20 protein-coding genes and 2 tRNA genes are annotated in these 18,173 nt (G+C 53.5%); 10 read left to right on the top strand and 12 right to left on the bottom strand.

Annotated elements, in window-relative coordinates:
- The first annotated feature begins 71 nt into the window (after window positions 1-71).
- The 4 genes from IM267_RS12035 to IM267_RS12020 all read left to right on the top strand — a co-directional run bounded on the left by IM267_RS12035 (window position 72) and on the right by IM267_RS12020 (window position 2,403).
- A tRNA-Cys gene (locus tag IM267_RS12035) sits at window positions 72-145 on the top strand.
- Between the two features lie 11 nt (window positions 146-156).
- Window positions 157-243 (top strand) — tRNA-Leu (locus IM267_RS12030).
- Window positions 244-532: 289 nt separating this feature from the next.
- Entirely contained in the window at window positions 533-685 is a 153-nt protein-coding gene (locus IM267_RS12025; RefSeq protein WP_157959548.1) for a hypothetical protein, read from the top strand.
- Window positions 686-1,476: 791 nt separating this feature from the next.
- Window positions 1,477-2,403: a LysR substrate-binding domain-containing protein gene (locus IM267_RS12020; protein WP_193033473.1), complete on the top strand. Its 927-nt coding sequence runs from the start codon at window positions 1,477-1,479 to the stop codon at window positions 2,401-2,403.
- A gap of 5 nt (window positions 2,404-2,408) precedes the next feature.
- Here IM267_RS12020 and IM267_RS12015 read toward each other — a convergent pair whose 3' ends face one another.
- From IM267_RS12015 to IM267_RS11990, 6 genes are all read right to left on the bottom strand, one after another.
- Window positions 2,409-2,879 (bottom strand): hypothetical protein, encoded by a 471-nt coding sequence (locus IM267_RS12015; protein ID WP_112793134.1) that lies wholly within the window; start codon window positions 2,877-2,879, stop codon window positions 2,409-2,411.
- 161 nt (window positions 2,880-3,040) lie between these two features.
- Window positions 3,041-3,757: an ABC transporter ATP-binding protein gene (locus IM267_RS12010; protein WP_063450159.1), complete on the bottom strand. Its 717-nt coding sequence runs from the start codon at window positions 3,755-3,757 to the stop codon at window positions 3,041-3,043.
- On the bottom strand, window positions 3,754-4,629 hold the full coding sequence (locus IM267_RS12005) for an ATP-binding cassette domain-containing protein (RefSeq protein WP_193033472.1): 876 nt from the start codon (window positions 4,627-4,629) through the stop codon (window positions 3,754-3,756). The genes IM267_RS12010 and IM267_RS12005 overlap by 4 nt, the downstream gene beginning before the upstream one ends.
- Entirely contained in the window at window positions 4,626-5,900 is a 1,275-nt protein-coding gene (livM, locus tag IM267_RS12000; RefSeq protein ID WP_193033471.1) for a high-affinity branched-chain amino acid ABC transporter permease LivM, read from the bottom strand. The genes IM267_RS12005 and livM overlap by 4 nt, the downstream gene beginning before the upstream one ends.
- Window positions 5,901-5,911: 11 nt before the next feature.
- Window positions 5,912-6,826 (bottom strand): branched-chain amino acid ABC transporter permease LivH, encoded by a 915-nt coding sequence (locus tag IM267_RS11995; RefSeq protein WP_193033470.1) that lies wholly within the window; start codon window positions 6,824-6,826, stop codon window positions 5,912-5,914.
- 68 nt (window positions 6,827-6,894) lie between these two features.
- Window positions 6,895-8,016, bottom strand: a complete 1,122-nt coding sequence (locus IM267_RS11990; protein WP_063868432.1) for a branched-chain amino acid ABC transporter substrate-binding protein — start codon at window positions 8,014-8,016, stop codon at window positions 6,895-6,897.
- A 411-nt stretch (window positions 8,017-8,427) separates the two neighbouring features.
- Here IM267_RS11990 and IM267_RS11985 point away from each other — a divergent pair, with 411 nt between their 5' ends.
- Window positions 8,428-9,096: a YecA family protein gene (locus IM267_RS11985; protein WP_063868433.1), complete on the top strand. Its 669-nt coding sequence runs from the start codon at window positions 8,428-8,430 to the stop codon at window positions 9,094-9,096.
- Between the two features lie 28 nt (window positions 9,097-9,124).
- Here the strand turns inward: IM267_RS11985 and tyrP are convergent, their stop codons facing one another.
- Window positions 9,125-10,336 carry a tyrosine transporter TyrP gene (tyrP, locus tag IM267_RS11980; RefSeq protein ID WP_193033469.1) on the bottom strand — a complete coding sequence of 404 codons (1,212 nt, stop codon included), beginning with the start codon at window positions 10,334-10,336 and terminating at the stop codon, window positions 9,125-9,127.
- Window positions 10,337-10,527: 191 nt separating this feature from the next.
- Between tyrP and IM267_RS11975 the strand changes: the two genes are divergently transcribed.
- Window positions 10,528-10,764: a YecH family metal-binding protein gene (locus tag IM267_RS11975; RefSeq protein WP_063868435.1), complete on the top strand. Its 237-nt coding sequence runs from the start codon at window positions 10,528-10,530 to the stop codon at window positions 10,762-10,764.
- A 37-nt stretch (window positions 10,765-10,801) separates the two neighbouring features.
- On the opposite strand, the gene ftnA is transcribed toward IM267_RS11975, so the two are convergent.
- Both ftnA and yecR read right to left on the bottom strand, forming a co-directional pair.
- Window positions 10,802-11,299: a non-heme ferritin gene (gene ftnA / locus IM267_RS11970; RefSeq protein WP_003859676.1), complete on the bottom strand. Its 498-nt coding sequence runs from the start codon at window positions 11,297-11,299 to the stop codon at window positions 10,802-10,804.
- A gap of 200 nt (window positions 11,300-11,499) precedes the next feature.
- The gene (yecR, locus tag IM267_RS11965) at window positions 11,500-11,838 is read right to left on the bottom strand and encodes a YecR family lipoprotein (RefSeq protein ID WP_193033468.1); all 339 of its coding nucleotides are present in this window, start codon (window positions 11,836-11,838) and stop codon (window positions 11,500-11,502) included.
- Between the two features lie 245 nt (window positions 11,839-12,083).
- Between yecR and IM267_RS11960 the strand changes: the two genes are divergently transcribed.
- Window positions 12,084-12,722, top strand: coding sequence for an RpiB/LacA/LacB family sugar-phosphate isomerase (locus tag IM267_RS11960; RefSeq protein ID WP_003859680.1), 639 nt, complete (start codon window positions 12,084-12,086; stop codon window positions 12,720-12,722).
- Between the two features lie 43 nt (window positions 12,723-12,765).
- Here the strand turns inward: IM267_RS11960 and IM267_RS11955 are convergent, their stop codons facing one another.
- Window positions 12,766-14,184 carry an MFS transporter gene (locus tag IM267_RS11955; protein WP_193033467.1) on the bottom strand — a complete coding sequence of 473 codons (1,419 nt, stop codon included), beginning with the start codon at window positions 14,182-14,184 and terminating at the stop codon, window positions 12,766-12,768.
- A 214-nt stretch (window positions 14,185-14,398) separates the two neighbouring features.
- On the opposite strand from IM267_RS11955, the gene azuC reads away from it, so the two are divergent.
- The gene (gene azuC, locus IM267_RS11950; protein WP_003859682.1) at window positions 14,399-14,482 is read left to right on the top strand and encodes a stress response protein AzuC; all 84 of its coding nucleotides are present in this window, start codon (window positions 14,399-14,401) and stop codon (window positions 14,480-14,482) included.
- Between the two features lie 106 nt (window positions 14,483-14,588).
- Entirely contained in the window at window positions 14,589-14,840 is a 252-nt protein-coding gene (locus tag IM267_RS11945) for a DUF2766 family protein (RefSeq protein WP_003859683.1), read from the top strand.
- 80 nt (window positions 14,841-14,920) lie between these two features.
- Here IM267_RS11945 and IM267_RS11940 read toward each other — a convergent pair whose 3' ends face one another.
- The gene (locus tag IM267_RS11940; RefSeq protein ID WP_112793130.1) at window positions 14,921-16,264 is read right to left on the bottom strand and encodes an anaerobic C4-dicarboxylate transporter; all 1,344 of its coding nucleotides are present in this window, start codon (window positions 16,262-16,264) and stop codon (window positions 14,921-14,923) included.
- Between the two features lie 141 nt (window positions 16,265-16,405).
- Window positions 16,406-16,909 (bottom strand): non-heme ferritin-like protein, encoded by a 504-nt coding sequence (locus tag IM267_RS11935; RefSeq protein ID WP_063868438.1) that lies wholly within the window; start codon window positions 16,907-16,909, stop codon window positions 16,406-16,408.
- Between the two features lie 504 nt (window positions 16,910-17,413).
- On the opposite strand from IM267_RS11935, the gene IM267_RS11930 reads away from it, so the two are divergent.
- Entirely contained in the window at window positions 17,414-17,971 is a 558-nt protein-coding gene (locus IM267_RS11930; RefSeq protein ID WP_193033486.1) for a DJ-1/PfpI family protein, read from the top strand.
- Window positions 17,972-18,173: the final 202 nt, after the last annotated feature.

The following is an 18,173-nucleotide window of genomic DNA, read 5'->3' as shown; positions in this document are numbered from 1 at the left end:
GAGTCTCGTTTCCCGCTCCAGATTAAAGCATCGGCAGTTTGCGGGTGCGTGTCGAAAGATAAAAGATTTAAGGCGCGTTAGCAAAGCGGTTATGTAGCGGATTGCAAATCCGTCTAGTCCGGTTCGACTCCGGAACGCGCCTCCACTTTCTTCCCTGGCCGGATGGTGGAATCGGTAGACACAAGGGATTTAAAATCCCTCGGCGTTCGCGCTGTGTGGGTTCAAGTCCCACTCCGGCTACCATGGGAAACAAAGAATAATCAAAGCAATAAGCAGTGTCGTGAAACCACCGAAAGGTGGTTTTTTTGTGTCTGAAATCCTCTTCCTGACAACAATTCTTATTTTTCCTGCCTGACCCATGCACAACCATAATTTTTCGATCATTATGCGTTGAGTGCGTTTCCTTATCGTGTAAATTCTTATATCTCCGTTTCATCGATTGCCCTGCGGCAGCTTCGCAGAGAACTTCATTTGGATTTTCCTTAGAAAAAGTGGAAGAGCTTGCAAATGGACTGGGCAAGGGTATCAACAAATGACCAAAACATTGTTCTCCGGCGACAAGCTCTCGAACGTACAGGATATGAACTACGGTTGGCAAGAGGCATCTAAAACCGCAATGGCGCTGGATTTGACCAGTGGGAGCATTACGGGTTGGCAGATGTACCAGATAGCAAAAGAGAACTGATTATGTCTCATGAGTTAGAATTTTCGCTTCATCCACCTGTTTGGCCTGCTGTGGTCTATTTCATTGTATCTGTTGCAATTTTTCTCTTGCTTTATCTCGGCAAACTAAAAGTTAACAGACTGCATAAATACCCGCTATTTATCGCGTATATGGTGTTTGTAATCGCTATTGCAGCCGTTCAGATAAACATCTTTGCCAATGGCTACGAGTTTGTCAGCAGCTTTTTGCATATAGATTTTGACCCCTATCGATATGACTCGGTATATTGGGGATCATTGTTTTTCTCCATAATTTACTTGCTGGCGTTGCCCCGGAACAAGTTTTAGCGTAATGAATTTATGAGAATGTGCCGCGCGTCGAAAGTGAAAGGTCAGGGTAAGGCTGAATCATCTGAACGCGAAAGACTGAAAGGCACCTTCTGCTTTGTCTGACAGGGCGTCTTGTAGCAGTGAGGAAAGAAACGCTTTCACAGCGGTACATTACACGTGCTCCGCTTTTCAGCGAGCCACCACAATCGGTTCTGATCCGTGTTTCTTCACCTTTCTCACCGCACCTGTAGCTGCATGACAACTAAATTTGTCGGTGAGCACTTTACCGTCGGCAGCTATTTTTGCGAAGCGGCTTCGTCAGGCAAGTTGGCAAGACATTCGCGTGAATAACAGTTATCCATTTCGTAACGGAATTAAACAGATACGCATTATGCTATCGTGTAGCGGGCGCGATATGCGGTTTGAACATGTGCACGTTTGCGACCCCGATTCCCCATCTCATCACGTTATGTAAGGGACGCTATGTCTTTACCGCCATTGTATGCACTGCGTGCGTTTGAGGTTGCTGCGCGGCTGAACTCCTTTAGTAAAGCCGCTGAAACGCTGAATATTACGCCGGGCGCGGTCAGCAGACATGTCCGTACCCTTGAACAATGGTTCGACTGCGAGCTTTTCAAAAGGCAAGGTCCTCGCGTGGAGGTCACTGAAACCGGGCGGGTGCTTGCCGGACAGCTGAACGAAAGCTTCACGAGCATTGAATGGGCCTGCCGGGCATTTCGCAGTGAAAACCATCTGCTGCGGTTAAAAGCACCCAGCACCCTGACCATGAGATGGCTTCTCGACGTGCTGCGATCTTTTCGCAACACCCATGCAAAACCACAGGTGGAGATTGCCAGCGTCTGGATGGACATTGACACCGTTGATTTCAATCTTGAGCCATATGACTGCGCCATTCTTCTCGGCAATGGCCGTTTTGGTGAGACAACGGAAAGCCAGCTGCTTTTTCATGAATGGCTTATTCCGGTTTGCACCCCATCGCTTCTCGAACCGGCCCGGCAGCAGCTTTCGCAATGCGATCTGATCCATCCTTCACCGGACAGACGGGACTGGAGGCGCTGGCTGCGAAGGACGGGCTTGTTCCCGGGGCTTGATATGAGCAGCGGTATGGTGTTTGACACCCTTGAACAGGGAAGTATCGCCGCGATGAACGGGCACGGCATCGCTATCGCCGACCTGCATCTCACGCTTGATGCCCTGAAAAGCGGCCTGCTGGGCCTGCCGTTCAGGGAAGCTATCGCGACGGGAGATGGCTACTACCTCGTCTGGCCAAAAAATTCGCTCAAAAGAGAGAGCATCCAGCACCTTCTGGCCTGGCTGCAAAGCCATACCCCGGTCGTTCCGGCTCTGGATATTCTTTATCTGGAATACGATGAAAGCCGGGTTTATTAATACCCTTATGAATAAGAGATATTTGCCATCTTTTTATAGCGTTCTGGCAAAGCGCTGTTCAGGCTGAGCACCTTATCCAGAATATAAAAAGCAGGGGTATTTTTTTGCTGCTCGGCCTCGATGATTGCGTCGCGTAATATCGTGGCCGCAGACGTAATCTTGTGAAAATATGCCTCGGACTCGGGCGTCTGAAATTCACCCGACGTGGCGTAACGCACGTGCGGCCAGCCGGAGAAGTCGAGCAGAGGAAGGGGCTTTCCTGCTTCAGGATGACAGGCTGAAATCAGCGCAGCCGCTTGTTTAGGGTCGCGATGGGCAACGGACAGCATGTACACGCGCTGCGAAAACGGTGACAGAGCCTCTGAGTGATGTTTCGTCGCCATAAGCATGGCCATAAAATCCTGTAAATCATTGGCTGAATCGGTGTCAGGTGGTAATACAGTTTTCATTAACTGATATAACGCATCAAGTGTCATGTTTGCCCCGGATCCTCTTATCATTATTATTCAGTTTGCGGCTGAACGTTTTATCGGCCCGCGCAAAGGCGGGTCGTGAGGATGATATTTGAATACGGTCGCATCAGAAAAACGATTAATAATGGAAATCACTGTGAGTTTTTCTCACTATAGCCCTGGCTTCACACGCCACCCAGATACGCCTTCCTCACTTCCGGATCCCTCAGCAGCGCCTCGCCGCTGCCGCTCAACCGAATCTGCCCGTTAACCATCACATAGCCGCGATCGGACAACTTCAGCGCATGGTGCGCGTTCTGCTCTACCAGAAAAATCGTCATTCCGTTACGGGCCAGCTCGCGCAGCGTCTGGAAGATCTGCTTAACCACGATGGGCGCAAGGCCGAGACTGGGTTCATCCAGCAGCAGAAGTTTGGGGCGGCTCATCAACGCCCGGGCGATAGCCAGCATCTGCTGTTCGCCGCCGGAGAGCGTCATCGCCCGCTGGTTGCGTCGCTCCCTGAGGCGGGGAAACAGGTCAAACATGCTTTGCAGATCTGCCGCCGCATGGTGATTGCCGATGGGGATTGTCCCCATCAGCAGGTTCTCCTCTACAGACATATCCGGGAAAATGCGCCGCCCCTCAGGGGCCTGCGCGATGCCGCCGGTGGCCACGTAGTGGGTAGATTTTTGGCTGATATCCTCCCCGCAGAAGAGGATCTGTCCGTTGCGGATCCGGGGCTGGCCAAAAACAGACATCAGTAATGTTGATTTCCCCGCGCCGTTAGCGCCAATCAGGGCCACGGTTTCCCCTTTATTCACCTCCAGCGAAACCTGCTTCAACGCCTGGATCGCCCCGTAGAACACGTCCACATCATGAAACTGAAGCATCGGTTCGCTCACAGATTTACCTCGCTTTCGTCGGTGCCCAGGTACGCGGCAATCACCTTTTCGTTGTGCTGGATCTCGGCGGGTTTACCTCTGGCAATAACGTCGCCGTGATCGAGCACAATGATGTCATCCGAAATGTCCATCACCATCCCCATATCATGCTCAATCAGCAATACCGTGATGTCGTGGTGGTCGCGCAGGAACCGAATGATATCGCTCAGCTTGTGCGTCTCTACCGGGTTCAGGCCGGCAGCGGGTTCATCAAGACAAATCATCTCCGGGCCGGTACACATGGCGCGGGCGATTTCAAGGCGTCGCTGCTGGCCATAGGACATTTCACCGGCCAGACGGTTCGCGCAATCCACCAGATCCACCACCTCCAGCCAGTAAAACGCCCGGTCCAGCGCATCGTTCTCTGCCCGACGATACGCAGGGGTGTTCAGCACCCCCGCCAGCAGGTTACGGTTGACGCGCATATGCTGTGCCACCAGCAGGTTTTCCACCACTGACATCTCGCGGAACAGGCGGATGTTCTGAAACGTACGCGCAAGACCCGCGCGGTTCACCAGATGCGTGCCGCCAAACATCTTATAGAACAGGCGTTGACCAAGCTGCGCCGGGTTGAGCCAGTCGCCGGGCTGGAATTTCTGCCCGAGCACCTGAATGACGTTGGTGGTTTTATGCTGGGCATTGAACAGGATGTTGCCGCCGGAGGCCCGGTAGAAGCCGGTCAGGCAGTTAAAGACGGTCGTTTTTCCCGCGCCGTTAGGGCCAATCAGGGCGGTAATTGACCCGCGCTGCACTTCAAGATTGACGTCATTCAGGGCCTTGATCCCGCCGAAATGCATCATCAGATGTTCTACGCGCAAAATCGTTGCGTTCATGGCGCCACTCCTTTCCGTACGGCAAATCCGCTGCGGTTGATGCGGATCAGACCGCGAGGACGCCAGATCATCATCACCACCATCAGCATGCCAAAGAGCAACACGCGGTATTCCGCAAAGCTGCGCAGCAGCTCAGGCGTGACGGTCAGCACAAAGGCGGCCAGCACAACGCCCACGGTAGAGCCCATCCCGCCCAGAACCACGATCGCGAGGATCAGGGCCGATTCAAAAAAGGTGAAAGAGGTGGGGTTAACAAATCCCTGATAGGTGGCAAAAAACACCCCGGCAATACCTGCCGTTGATGCGCCCAGGGTGAAGGCAGAAAGTTTGACCAGAACGTGGTTAAGCCCCATGGAACGGCAGGCAATCTCGTCCTCACGGAGCGCTTCCCACGCCCGGCCAATAGGCATTCGGGTCAGCCGGTGTTTAATGTACAGCACCAGCATGACCACCAGAAAAAGCACCGCATAGATGAAGATAAACTTCATGTTGGGGTTATAGGTCAGGCCGAAGAACTCGTGGAAGGGTACGCCGCCTTCTTTGGCGCGTCGGCCAAACTCCAGGCCAAAAAAGGTCGGGGCAGGGGCCGAAACGCCGTTTGGCCCGCCGGTGAAGGTGAGCCAGTTGTTCAGCACCAGGCGGATGATCTCGCCAAACCCGAGCGTGACGATGGCGAGATAATCCCCGTGCATGCGCAGCACCGGAAAGCCGAGCAGGGCACCCGCGCCTGCGGCCATCAGCGCCGCCAGCGGCAGCATGCTCCAGAACCCGAGGCCCAGATACTGATACCCGAGCGCCAGGCCGTAGGCTCCAATGGCGTAAAAGGCGACGTAACCCAGATCCAGCAGACCCGCGAGCCCGACGACAATGTTCAGCCCAAGGCCGAGCAGAACGTAGATCAGCCCGAGAATAGCGACCGTCAGCACGTATTTGGTGGCAACAAACGGGAAACAGATCGCCAGCGCGATAATCAGCGGAAGGATCCAGCGCAGGCGGCTTTTATATTCCGGTGGCCGGACATATACCCCCGCATTGTCGGATTCAAACCGCGCCTGTAAACGCCTTCCGGCCGCCGTGCCCGTGAAGGCGCTCAGCAAAAAACGTCCCAGCATCACGGTGCCAACAATCCACGCCAGACGCTGGCCGTCAAAGTTAAAGCTGTAACCATCCAGTATGACGCCCGCAATCGGGCCGAAAATAATCAGGGCGATCATTCCGGAAAAAATTGCGTCCAGAATGCAGCGCTTCAGGGAAAAGCCGTCAGAGGTCATCGCGTTGTTCCTTACACTTTAGCCACGACAGGGCGGCCTAACAGCCCCTGAGGACGGAAGATCAGAATTAAGACCAGCAAACCAAACGAGAACACGTCTTTATAATCTGAGTTCACCATCCCGGAAAATTGCGCTTCTGCGACGCCCAGAATCAGCCCGCCGAGCATCGCCCCGGGCAGAGAGCCGATGCCGCCCAGCACCGCCGCCGTAAAGGCCTTAATGCCGATAACGAACCCGACGTAAAAATCAAAGGTGCCGTAATTCATGGTGATCAGCACGCCCGCCAGCCCGGCCATGGCTGCGCCGATAACAAACACCAGCGAAATAATTCTGTCGGTATTGATGCCCAGAATAGAGGCCATTTTGCGATCCTGCTGCACCGCACGACACATCCGCCCCAGGCGAGTACGGTTGATGATCCAGGTCAGCACCAGCATGCCCGCGAACGAGGCGATGAGAATAAAGACTTTGGTATAGGTTATCTGGACAAACCCTTCGCCCAGGTGGAAACGCAGCACGCCATCCAGCAGGGTGGGCACGCCCTGCTGACGCGGACCCTGACTGAGCTGGGCGTAGTTTTGCAGTATCAGCGACATCCCGATAGCCGAAATCAGCGGCGCCAGACGCGTCGAATTGCGTAGCGGCTTATAGGCGATGCGCTCGATCGTCCAGCCGTAAACCCCGGTGACCACGATAGAGAAAACCAGGGTTCCCAGGATCAGCAGCGGAAAGGACTGAAGTCCAAAAAACGCCAGCAGGGCCAGGCCAATGGCCGAGAGATAGGCGGAAATCATATACACTTCGCCGTGTGCGAAGTTAATCATACCGATGATGCCGTACACCATGGTATAGCCGATGGCGATAAGGCCATAGACCGAACCCAGCGTTAAGCCATTGATTAACTGCTGTAGGAAGAATGTACTCATTGTCACGCACCTGAATAAAGGGTTACGCCGACAGGCAGACCTGCCGGCGCAGAGCAGATTCCGTCCCGTTATGGCACTTCTTTATATTTGCCTTTGTCGTCCCACTGGTAGACCACGTAGTCAGACACCTTGAGGTCACCTTTGCTGTCCCAGGCTTTTTGACCCATGACCGTGTCGACTGGGTTGGCCTTCAGCCACTCGCTGGCTTTCGCTGAATCCGTGCCTTTTGTGGCCTTGAAAGCCGCCGCGATAGCCTGCACGGAAGCGTAGGCGTAGAGGGTATAGCCTTCTGGTTCAAATTTACCGGCGCGGAATTTATCAATCACGGCTTTTCCGTCGGGGATCATGCGCGGATCTTTACCGAACGTCATGTAAATACCGTTGGTGTATTGCGCTCCGCCAGCAGCGGTGACCATCTCTTCATTGACGATGCAGTCCCCCGAGAAGAACTTCGCCTGCACGCCTTGCTCACGCATCTGGCGAACCAGCGGGCCCGCTTCCGGATGGCAGCCCCCGAAGAACACCACGTCCGGTTTTTGTGCGCCAATTTTGGTCACCAGCGCGTTAAAGTCTTTTTCCCCGCGCGATAATCCTTCGTACATCACATCCTTAACGCCGCGTTTTGCCAGCGCCGCCTTAGTGGCATCCGCCAGCCCCTGACCGTAAGTGTCCTTATCGTGGATGATGACCACCCGTTTGGCCTTCAGCTTATCAAGAATAAAATCGCTGGCGACCTGGCCCTGCTGGTCGTCACGACCGCACATGCGGAACACATCGCTCATGCCGCGCTCGGTAATCAGCGGGTTCGTTGAGCCGGGAGTGATGGAAAGGATCCCGGCATCGCTATACACCTCGGAGGCGGGCATGGTCGACGAGGAGCAGAAGTGGCCGACGACCGCTTTCACCTTATCCTGATCGACTAAGCGGTTGGCGACGGCAACGGCCTGTTTGGGTTCGCAGGCGTCATCGCCCTGAACCAGTTTGATTTTCTCACCGTTGATCCCGCCTGCGGCGTTAATGTCTTCCGCCGCCTGCGTAGCGCCATGCCAGTATTGATCGCCGTAGGTTGCGTTCGGGCCGGTGAACGGCCCGGCAACGCCGATGACGATATCGGCCTGCGCGGAAAAGGCCGTTACCAGACAGCCGGCCAGCACCAGGGAGAGGGGAGTTTTGGTAAATTTCAGCGACATTATTATGTTCCTTAGCAAAGAGGTTTTTGCACCAGGTATAAACCCGAACGCCTGATGGCATTGTTAATCCAAAAACAAGAGCGAGAACAAAATGCACTTTAGAAGCAATCTTCTGCTTAATACGGCGAGGATCCCACGCACCGTGAAGCGCGCAGAACATTAAGCAAAAAGGTTGCCAGAATGGTTAATCCCTTGACCGGGGCACAACATGTTGAGTATAGAGTGCCGTTTTACGCCCCTTTGCGGGATAAGATGAATTTTCAGCGGAGATCACATCTCCTTAACAACAAAGCCCATAAGTTGTGCAATGGTCACGATTTGCACGTTTTTGCAGCAGCAAAGACCTCAACTTCAGATAGGCACGGGCGGCGATATATGTCAGGATCGTTTTTTTTATCAGGAGTATCCGCAATGGCTGAAGGCCCATTAAATGAAAGCGAGATGGCGTGGCTGGAAGAGACGTTAATGTCTTACGGTCACGACGATGCATCCGTGATTGACGTGTCCGAACTGGACGGCATGCTTACCGCAGTACTTTCCGGTCCCGTTGTGGTGGAGCCCGACACCTGGCTGGTGGCGGTCTGGGGTGGTGAGAAGTATATTCCGCGCTGGAAAAACGATCGTGAGATGAACCGGTTTATCGATCTTTGCTTTAAGCACATGAACGATATTGCCGAGCGTCTGAGCGAATACCCGGATCAGTTTGAACCGCTGTTTGGCTATAACGACGTTGACGGCCAGAGCTACACCGTGGTGGAAGAGTGGTGCTATGGCTACATGCGCGGCGTGGCGCTGACGGACTGGTCATCCCTGCCGGAAGCGCTGGAAGCGGATCTGGCGGTGATTGCCCTGCACGGCACGGAAGAGAACAGCGAGAAGCTGGATGCGCTGACCGAAGAGGAGTATATGGCCAGCATCGAGAGCATTCAGCCTGCGGCGCTGCGTTTGTATAACTACTGGGTCGCTAACCCGCAGCAGCCGGAAGCGAAAAAGCCGATAATCAACGGGGCGAAAGTGGGGCGTAACGACCCGTGCCCGTGCGGCAGCGGGAAGAAGTTCAAAAGCTGCTGCCTGCACTGAAAAAAGGGGCTATTCATAGCCCCTTTTTTTACCCCACTTCCGGCAGCATTCCCGCTGCAATGAGCACCTGCACCAGAATAATCACCATCCCACAACCAAACACCGCGCACAGCATTGGCGTACCGCCCGCCACGCGATACCCCTGCTGCGGATGCTGCTGGCGGCTTTTCCACGCCAGCAGGGAAGGCAACAGCAGGGCCAGAACCGATAACGCCACGCCGGCATACCCCAGCGCCATCACAAACCCGCGCGGATAAAAGAGTGCGAAGGCCAGTGGCGGCAGGAAGGTCATCGCCCCCGTCTGTAAGCGTCCGGCAACGGTATTGCGACGCTGGAGCAGATCCGCCATATAGTCAAACAGGCCAAGCGCCACGCCGAGGAACGAGGTTGCCAGCGCCAGATCCGCAAACAGATGTACCGCCAGCTCTACGTGTGAAGAGGCCACCACGTTACGCAGGGCAACCAGGAAACCATTCAGACCAGAATGCTCGGCCATCAGGCCAATAAAAGTGGTGGAATCGATGCTGCCCAGCGTCACCAGCTGCCAGAACAGATAGGCAATCAGCGGAATGGCGCTGCCGATGACAAAGACGCGGCGCAGCTTGCGGGTGTCGCCGTTCATATAGCTCACGATGCTCGGCACGCTGCCGTGAAAACCGAACGAGGTAAAAATCACCGGGATGGCCGAAAGCGCCAGGCCTTTTTCCAGCGGCATCGTCAGCAGGTTGATCTTATGAATGTGCGGGGCCAGCAGCACCAGCATCACAACAAGGAAGAGAATTTTGGCGCTGAATAAAAAGCGGTTAAACAGATCGACCAGCGACGTGCCCGCGCAAACCACGCCGCCACCGATTAGCGCAAAGACAATGGCGCCTGTTTCCGGTGAAACCGACGCCCCGAAGCCGTCATTGATACTTGACGCTATCAGTTCCCCGGCGCCGCTGATGTAAGCGGCAGTCAGCGCGTACATCAGGAACATCATGCTAAAACCGGTGATCCACTGCCCGTAGCGTCCAAGATAGCGTGCCGCCAGGGAGCCTAGGCCGGTATCGGCAGGGACGTGCTGATAAACCTCCAGCAACAGGAGTGCGGTGTAACACATCAGGGCCCACAACCCGCCCAGTAACAGTAACGTCACGCCAAATCCGACGCCGGCAGCCGCCAGCGGCATAGCCAACATTCCTGCGCCAATTGTCGTTCCGGCGACGATAAAAATACTTCCCAGAGTTCTGTTCTTCACGCTTTCCTCTACAACCCTTCGATACCGCGACTCATTCTGCGGCGCAGAGTAAGGGAAAAGCCCCATCTCGTCAAATCACCGTTACATAGGATGTAATGATTAATTTACAAAAAGAAAAGGGGAACCTGCGCCAGCGCAAAGCGTGTCGTGGAGGGAGCGGTTAGTCTGCTTTTTATTTGCGAGAGGTAACCATGTCAATTCACGGTCACGACGTGCTTAATATGATGATTGAGTCAGGTGAGCGCTATACGGAGCAGAGTCTGGTTGAGGCAATTCATGCCCGCTTTGGCGAAGCGGCGCGATTCCATACCTGTTCGGCTTCGGAGATGTCCGCCGCTGAGCTGGTGGCGTTTCTGGCGGCTCGCGGAAAATTCATTCCGGCAGAAGACGGATTTTCTACGCACGAAAGTAAGATTTGCCGTCATTAAAATAAAACGGTGCTGAAAAGTCAGCACCGTTTTGATATTAATTCTGAGTATCGAGAGTCGACAGCTCTTTATCGATGAAGTACAGGCCTTCCCCGGATTTCCCCGCCAGCGATAATTTATCCAGCACGGATTTAAACAGCTTCTCTTCTTCGTGCTGTTCAGCCACATACCACTGAAGGAAATTAAAGGTTGGATAATCCTGGCTGGTCATAGCGGCATGAGCCAGTTCATTTATTTTCTGGGTGATCAGCTGTTCATGCTCGTACGTGGCGCGGAACAATTCATCCAGAGAGCCGTACTCGGCGAAAGGCGACGCCACGTTATCAATGCGCGGCAGGCTGCCGGTATCCGTCAGATAATCAAACAGACGCTGCATGTGCGTCATCTCTTCCTGAGCATGACGACGCAGGAAGGCGGCGGCCCCTTCAAAGCTGTGATAGCTGCACCAGGCGCTCATCTGCTGATAAAGCAGGGAAGAAAAAAGCTCAAGATTCATTTGCGCATTGAGCTTGTCGATCATTTCAGTTTTTAGCATGGTGCAGCTCCGGTTTATTATTTCTGGTTCACGATGAGCGACACTATAATTTGTTATTTAATTATTTGCAAAAAGTAAAATAAATATCTCTTTATTAAAAATACGAATGGGAATAAAACGCATTGCCGCTATTTATTTTTATTAATGAGAATTGTTTTTGTTCTTATTAAATAAACTGCCAGCGTGACTGGCAGTACGGGTTAATACCACGGATTCTGGCTGCCGGCGGTTACGGCATAACCCTGACATTTATACTGAATGGTCACGCTTTCATTCAGACACAGCGAGCCGCTGATGAGCGTACAGGTTTTAATGGGCTGTCCGTAGGCTGACGCGGTGGCATAGCCCATGTTTTGACAGGCTTTTGTTGCCGTACCGTTATTGACATAGTCGTCAGACCAGGCGTTTTGCAGCATGGCCTGGCCGTAGTCGAGGCGCACAATCCCGTTAGGGGCATCGGTACTGCTTACTTCTGCCTCACGGTTGATGCTGCACCCGGCGAGCAGCAGGACGGTTCCGGCGATGATTACACTTTTCATGGTTCACTCTGCGTGACGGGAAATATGCCATTGTAACCAACGCGATGGGGCGCAATGGCTGGAATAGCCGGAGGATCTGACCCTTCACCGTGCAACGAGCCGGCCCCGCCTGCGAAATTGTGAGCGCATCTTTGTTTTTTAAAACAAGCTTTCACTTAATTTGAAAGTGCGTTTGTTTGATAGTAAGGTTAAGTGGAAAAGGTATCCACAGCGGGATTGCCCGCCATGCATTCAGGAGAGACGAGATGAAAATTGCACTGATGATGGAAAACAGCCAGGCCGCTAAAAATCCCATCATCCTTAATGAGCTGAAAGCCGTTGCTGATGAAAAAGGTTTCCCGGTCTATAACGTCGGTATGAGTGATGAGAACGATCATCATCTCACCTATATTCACCTGGGCATCATGGCGAGCATTCTGCTGAACGCGAAAGCCGTCGATTTTGTTGTTACCGGCTGCGGTACCGGGCAGGGCGCATTGATGTCCCTGAACATTCATCCGGGCGTCATTTGCGGCTACTGCATCGATCCTGCGGATGCTTTCCTGTTTGCACAAATCAACAACGGTAACGCGCTTTCTCTGCCATTTGCGAAGGGCTTCGGCTGGGGGGCAGAACTGAACGTCCGCTTTATCTTTGAGAAAGCCTTTACCGGACGCAATGGCGAAGGCTACCCGCCAGAGCGTAAAGAGCCGCAGGTGCGTAATGCGGGGATCCTTAATCAGGTGAAAGCCGCCGTGGTGAAAGAAAACTATCTGGATACCCTGCGTGCAATCGATCCTGAGCTGGTTAAAACCGCCGTCTCGGGCCAGCGCTTCCAGCAGTGCTTCTTCGAAAACTGCCAGGACAAAGAGATCGAAGCCTTTGTGCGCGGTATTGTTGGCTGATTCCGTTGTGCCGGGCGGCGCATTGCCCGCCCGGCAAGAAGCCTTACTTTTTCGATGAGACCGCGCTGCCTGCATCTTTGGTCAGGCGCAGCGTGTCAAACATTCCCACCAGGCAGATTAGCGCGATCGCCACAAATGCCAGCCGGAAGCTCATTCCCGGCATGGCGGTAAGCCCCAGCGCCTCGCTGACTGTTTCCCCGATACGAATACCAATTGCCCCGAGTGAGATGCCAAGCCCCACGGCAAGCTGCGTTGCGGTTGAAAATAACGTATTGGCGTAGCTCATCTGCGCCGGGGGCACATCCGCAAAGGCCAGCGTACTGACCGCCGTAAACTGAACCGAGCGGAAAACGCCGCCCAGATAGAGGATCAGCATCACGAGCCAAACCGGGGTCTGCGGAGTGAGAAACGCGCAGGCCAGCAATGCCACCACATTCAGCGCACCGTTAATCAGCAACAGCCGCTTAAACCCCAGGCCGCGGATCAGGGGCGTCGTCGCGGGTTTAATGGTGAGATTGCCAACGAAAACGGCCAGCACCAGCAGGCCCGAATGGAACGCATCCATGCCAAAGCCGACCTGAAACATCAGCGGTAGCAGGAACGGGACCGCGCTGATGGAGGCGCGAAACAGCGATCCGCCGTACAGGGTGACGCGAAACGTCGGCACCTGCATCGCATCGAGACCGATCATCGGCCAGGCTGCCCGTTTAAAATGACGCAGCGCCAGGCCCAACGCGACAAAACCGACGATGAACAGCGTGGCCGTTAATCCTGCCCGGAGAGGCTGTCTTCCCATCAACTCCATCGCGTACACCAGGCTTACCATGGCAAGGGTGGTGACAACAAAACCCGGCAAATCAAACGGCCGTCGCGTATCTTCATGCAGGTCAGGAATGATGCGCAGCGCCAGCAAAATGGCGATGAACCCCAGCGGCACGTTAATAAAGAAGATCCAGCGCCAGTCGGCATAGCTTGTGATGAACCCGCCCAGCGGCGGGCCGATGATTGGCGCAACCAGCGCAGGCCAGGTCAGGGTGGCAATTGCCGTGATGAGCTGGTGTTTTGGCGTTGTGCGTAACACGGCCAGGCGGCCAACGGGCACCATCAGCGCGCCGCCTATGCCCTGGAGCACGCGCATCGCCACGAACTGCTCAAGCGTTTTGGACAGGCCGCAAAATACCGAGGCCAGCGTGAAGATTGCCAGCGCGAGGGCGAACACTTTGCGTGCGCCGAAGCGGTCGGCAATCCAGCCGCTGGCGGGGATCAGCACGGCCAGGGTAATCAGATAGGCGCTGATACCAATATTCAGATCCACGGCCTGTACGCCAAAGCTCTTTGCCATATCCGGCAGCGCGGTGGCAATCACCGTCCCGTCCAGAAACTCCATAAAGAAAGCACCGGCCACCAGCAGCGCCGCAGGCGAGAGTCCACGGCCCTCTTTGCCGGTTAGGTTTTCACTCATTCTCTTCCTGCCCGTTCAAAAAATTTTATAAAAATTTACTGGAATTTATAAGTCTGTAAGATGCGGATTTATCTTGGCTTTTTTTAACAAACCAGCAGCATTGTGGGGTTAGTAACCGTGATGCAGGTCACAAAATGGTTGATTTTTGTGATAGTGGTCATATTATAAGCGTATTGACAATAACACCTGCATAACACATTACTGGAGCAACATAATGAAACTGCGCAAAATCCTGAAAAGCATGTGGGCGAACTACTGCACGACGTTCAAAGACGTCCCACCGGGTGCGATGTTTTAATAGAAAAACCTGCTTCGGCAGGTTTTTTTATGTCTGCGAACGACGAGAGGAAGATAGAAGGGCGTCTGTTTTGCTACTATGGCGGCCTTTCAATAAGGAGAAACCCATGTCACAAAACCTGAGCGCCGATCAGGAACTGGTATCTGACGTCGTCGCCTGCCAGCTGGTTATCAAACAAATCCTTGATGTGATTGACGTTATCGCGCCGGTAGAAGTGCGCGAAAAGATGTCGACCCAACTGAAAAACATCGATTTCACCAACCATCCTGCCGCGGCGGATCCGGTTACGCTCCGCGCGATCCAGAAAGCGATCGCGCTGATTGAACTCCGCTTCACGCCGCAGGGTGAGTCACACTAAAATAAACCGATGTTTTAAAATTAGAAACTGTTTTCTGATTTTACGTTGAAGGGCGACAGCGTCTGTCGCCCTCAGTAGGGTCAGAAGAACGTCTGCACCAGCAGATAGCTCACCACGCAGGCGCAGCTAACGCCAATCAGCCCCGGCAGAATAAAGCTGTGGTTAATGATGAATTTGCCGATGCGGGTGGTGCCGGAACGATCGAATCCGATACAGGCAAGATCGCTCGGATAGGTGGGCAGCACAAAGTAGCCGTATGACGCCGGGAAGAAAGCAACCAGCATTTTCGGGTCGATGCCCAGCATCAACCCCATCGGGGCGACGGCGGTCAAGGCCGCGGCCTGGCTGTTGACCAGTTTTGAGACCAGAAACAGCACGATGGCATACGTCCAGGGATGGCTCTTCACGACCCCCTCCAGCGCCATTTTCAGCTCGTCGAGATGCGCCTGAAAAAAGGTATCGCTCATCCACGCCACGCCAAACACCGAGAAGATGGCGACCATCCCCGCCTTAAACACTGCCCCGTTTGAAATTGCCGATGCATTGACCTTGCAGGTCATCAGCATGACGGCCCCGGCGATCAACATCATCATTTGAATGACAAGATTCATCGACAGAGCCGTCATTTTACCTTTGATCTCAAAGGCCGGGCGTAGCGCTGGCACTGCCCCCAGCAGCACCACGACGGCAATACCGGCGAAGAAAATCCACGTTGACCAGTAGGCCTGTTTCGGGAAGCGCTGATCCATCAGCGTCTCCGTTCCCCCGTAGATAAACTCCCGCTGTTTCGGATCTCTCAGCTTTTCCTGAAACTCAGGATCGTCTGCCAGGTTCTTCCCGCGGCGTAAGCTCCACAGCGCGGCGATAGCGACGCCACACAGCGAGGCCGGTACGGAGACGGCCAGGATTTCGAGGATCCCCCACGCGTGGCCGATACCGTGCTGCGCACCCAGAATGGACACCAGCGACACGACGGCCACGGAAACGGGGGAGGCGGTGATCGCCATCTGAGATGCCACCGAGGCCACCGCCATCGGTCGTTCCGGACGTATGCCTTTTTTCAGGGCAATATCCGCGATAATGGGAAACATGGTGTAAACGACGTGGCCGGTCCCGCAGAGAAAGGTCAGCGTCCAGGTGGTAAATGGCGCGAGAAGGGTGATGTGCTGGGGATGTTTACGCAGCAGACGCTCCGCGAACTGCATCATCACGTTCAGGCCACCCGCAGTCTGTAGCGTGGCCGCACAGCCGATGACCGCAAGGATTGTGAGCATCACGTCAACCGGGGGTTTACCGGGTTGCAGACCAAAGACAAAACTCAAAATAAACAGGCCGATGCCGCTTATCAGCCCCAGGCCCATACCGCCGAAGCGTGTGCCTATCAGCAGGCAGAGGATAATGACAATAAACTCAATGGTGATCATGATGCTCCCTCGTCAATGAATGTAATTAAACAAATCATTACACGATGTGTGGTTATTCATTGGGAGCGAGATCTGATTTGTTAAATGTCAGTAAAAGCAGGGAGTTGGTACCCACTCCCTGACGGGAGCGGGTGAAAGGGATTAGTGGTGCTGAACGGTGGCAATGTCGAGAAGATGGCGGTCCGTCTGCTCCAGGCAAATACCCGCGCGCTTCGCGTTGCGGATTTCATCTGCGAGCGTTTTCAGCAGCATGCCATCCTGCTGCTGCTCTCTGTCCATATCACGTAAAAACCTGAAGGTCGTGATGTCCTGTTGTGCTTTGGCTTCATCAGCCAGCTTGCTCAGCGTCGCACAGCGTTGCTCATACTCTTCGAGCGTTTTCTGGAACAGTTCTTCCAGAGAAGAGTAATTATCTTCAATCGTTTCAAGCTCTTTTACGGTGGGGTTTGCCCCGACGGCTTTTAAAAAGTTAAAGACACGCATCATGTGCGTGACGTTACTTTGCGCCTGAGTACGAAAGAAGGTGGCAGTGCCGTTGAGGCTTTTTCTGGAACACCACGCGCTCAAATGCAGATGCAGATTTGAAGCGTAAAACTCCAGGTTCATCTGAGCATTCAGTTTTTGCATCATCGTTTGGGTAGTCATACTCATATCCTTATTGACTGTGGGACTTGATGTCCGCTACTTAACCTGACCCGGCAGGTATTGACGATTGAATGGCAGAAAAAGATTTCTGCAAGGTAAAGAAACTCGAAAATTCACTTCCTGTGTTCGATTTAAATAAGCATACGCTTCTCTTTGAATTAAGAAAACTCTTAATTGGGCTGTGTTTACCATACATTACAAATTTAAATATAGCGCAGAATAGAAAACAGGCGATAAGACAGATTGTTTTTTAATTATATGATTTTATTGATTTAAAAAAGAATAACGCTCATTTTTATCGTTTCAGGAAACCTTCTTTGGCGGGAAATTCTGCGAAAGTGTTAAATGAGAAATAATATCTGCAAATATATCCTGCTGTAGGAAATTTGAGCTAAATCAATTTTACCGCAATATACGGTTCTGTGATCGCGTCGCAAGAATGTCATCTGACAAGGTGTAAAAATGAAACAATGTTTTATATCGTTTCATCCGTTGAGGTTTATGATGACTAAAGTTGCGGTGCTGTTGGCACCAGGTTTTGAAGAAGCAGAAGCGATTATCACTATTGATATTCTGCGCCGCTTGCAGATTGAGGTGGAAACGCTGGCCTGCACGGAGTCCCGTGCGGTAGTGAGTTACCACAACATTCCCATGGTGGCCGACAGTACGCTAACGGAGCGCAGTGAGACGCTTTATGACGCGGTGGTGTTACCCGGCGGGCCGCAGGGAAGCGTCAGCCTCGCGGCTAACCGCGAGGTGATACGCTTTATTTCCGCGCACGACGAGCGCGGCAAGCTTATCTGCCCCATCTGCTCTGCGGCAGCGCGGATTCTGGGCGGCAACGGGTTGCTCAAGGGGCGCCGCTACGTCTGTTCCGGCGATCTTTGGGAAACCGTTACTGACGGGGTTTATGTGGATGCGCCGGTCGTAGAAGATAACAACCTTATCAGCGGTAAGGGCCTGGGACACGCTTTTGACTTTGCGCTGACGCTCTCTGCTCGTCTGTTGGGCGACGACGCCCCCGTTCGCGATCATGCGGAACACATCTATTACTCCTGGTAATTTCTCTGCCGGGCGCTCAGGCGTCCGGATGACAGGGACGTCTTAGCTGACCTTATGGATAATTCTGCTTAATCCCTTTCCATTTGTAGGACAATTACGGCCTTTTTTATGTCATTTTTCGCTGAATTTATGTACGCAATTACTGTAATTCTGCGGTGTGATGGCGCTCTCTTATGGATGATTAATTTCCCGCTAAAACTAT

Origin of the sequence: Enterobacter cloacae complex sp. P15RS (assembly GCF_014895905.1) — a bacterium.
GTDB lineage: Bacteria > Pseudomonadota > Gammaproteobacteria > Enterobacterales > Enterobacteriaceae > Enterobacter > Enterobacter quasihormaechei.
Note: the sequence above shows the minus strand (reverse complement) of the source record. Positions and strands in the feature narration are given on the sequence as shown.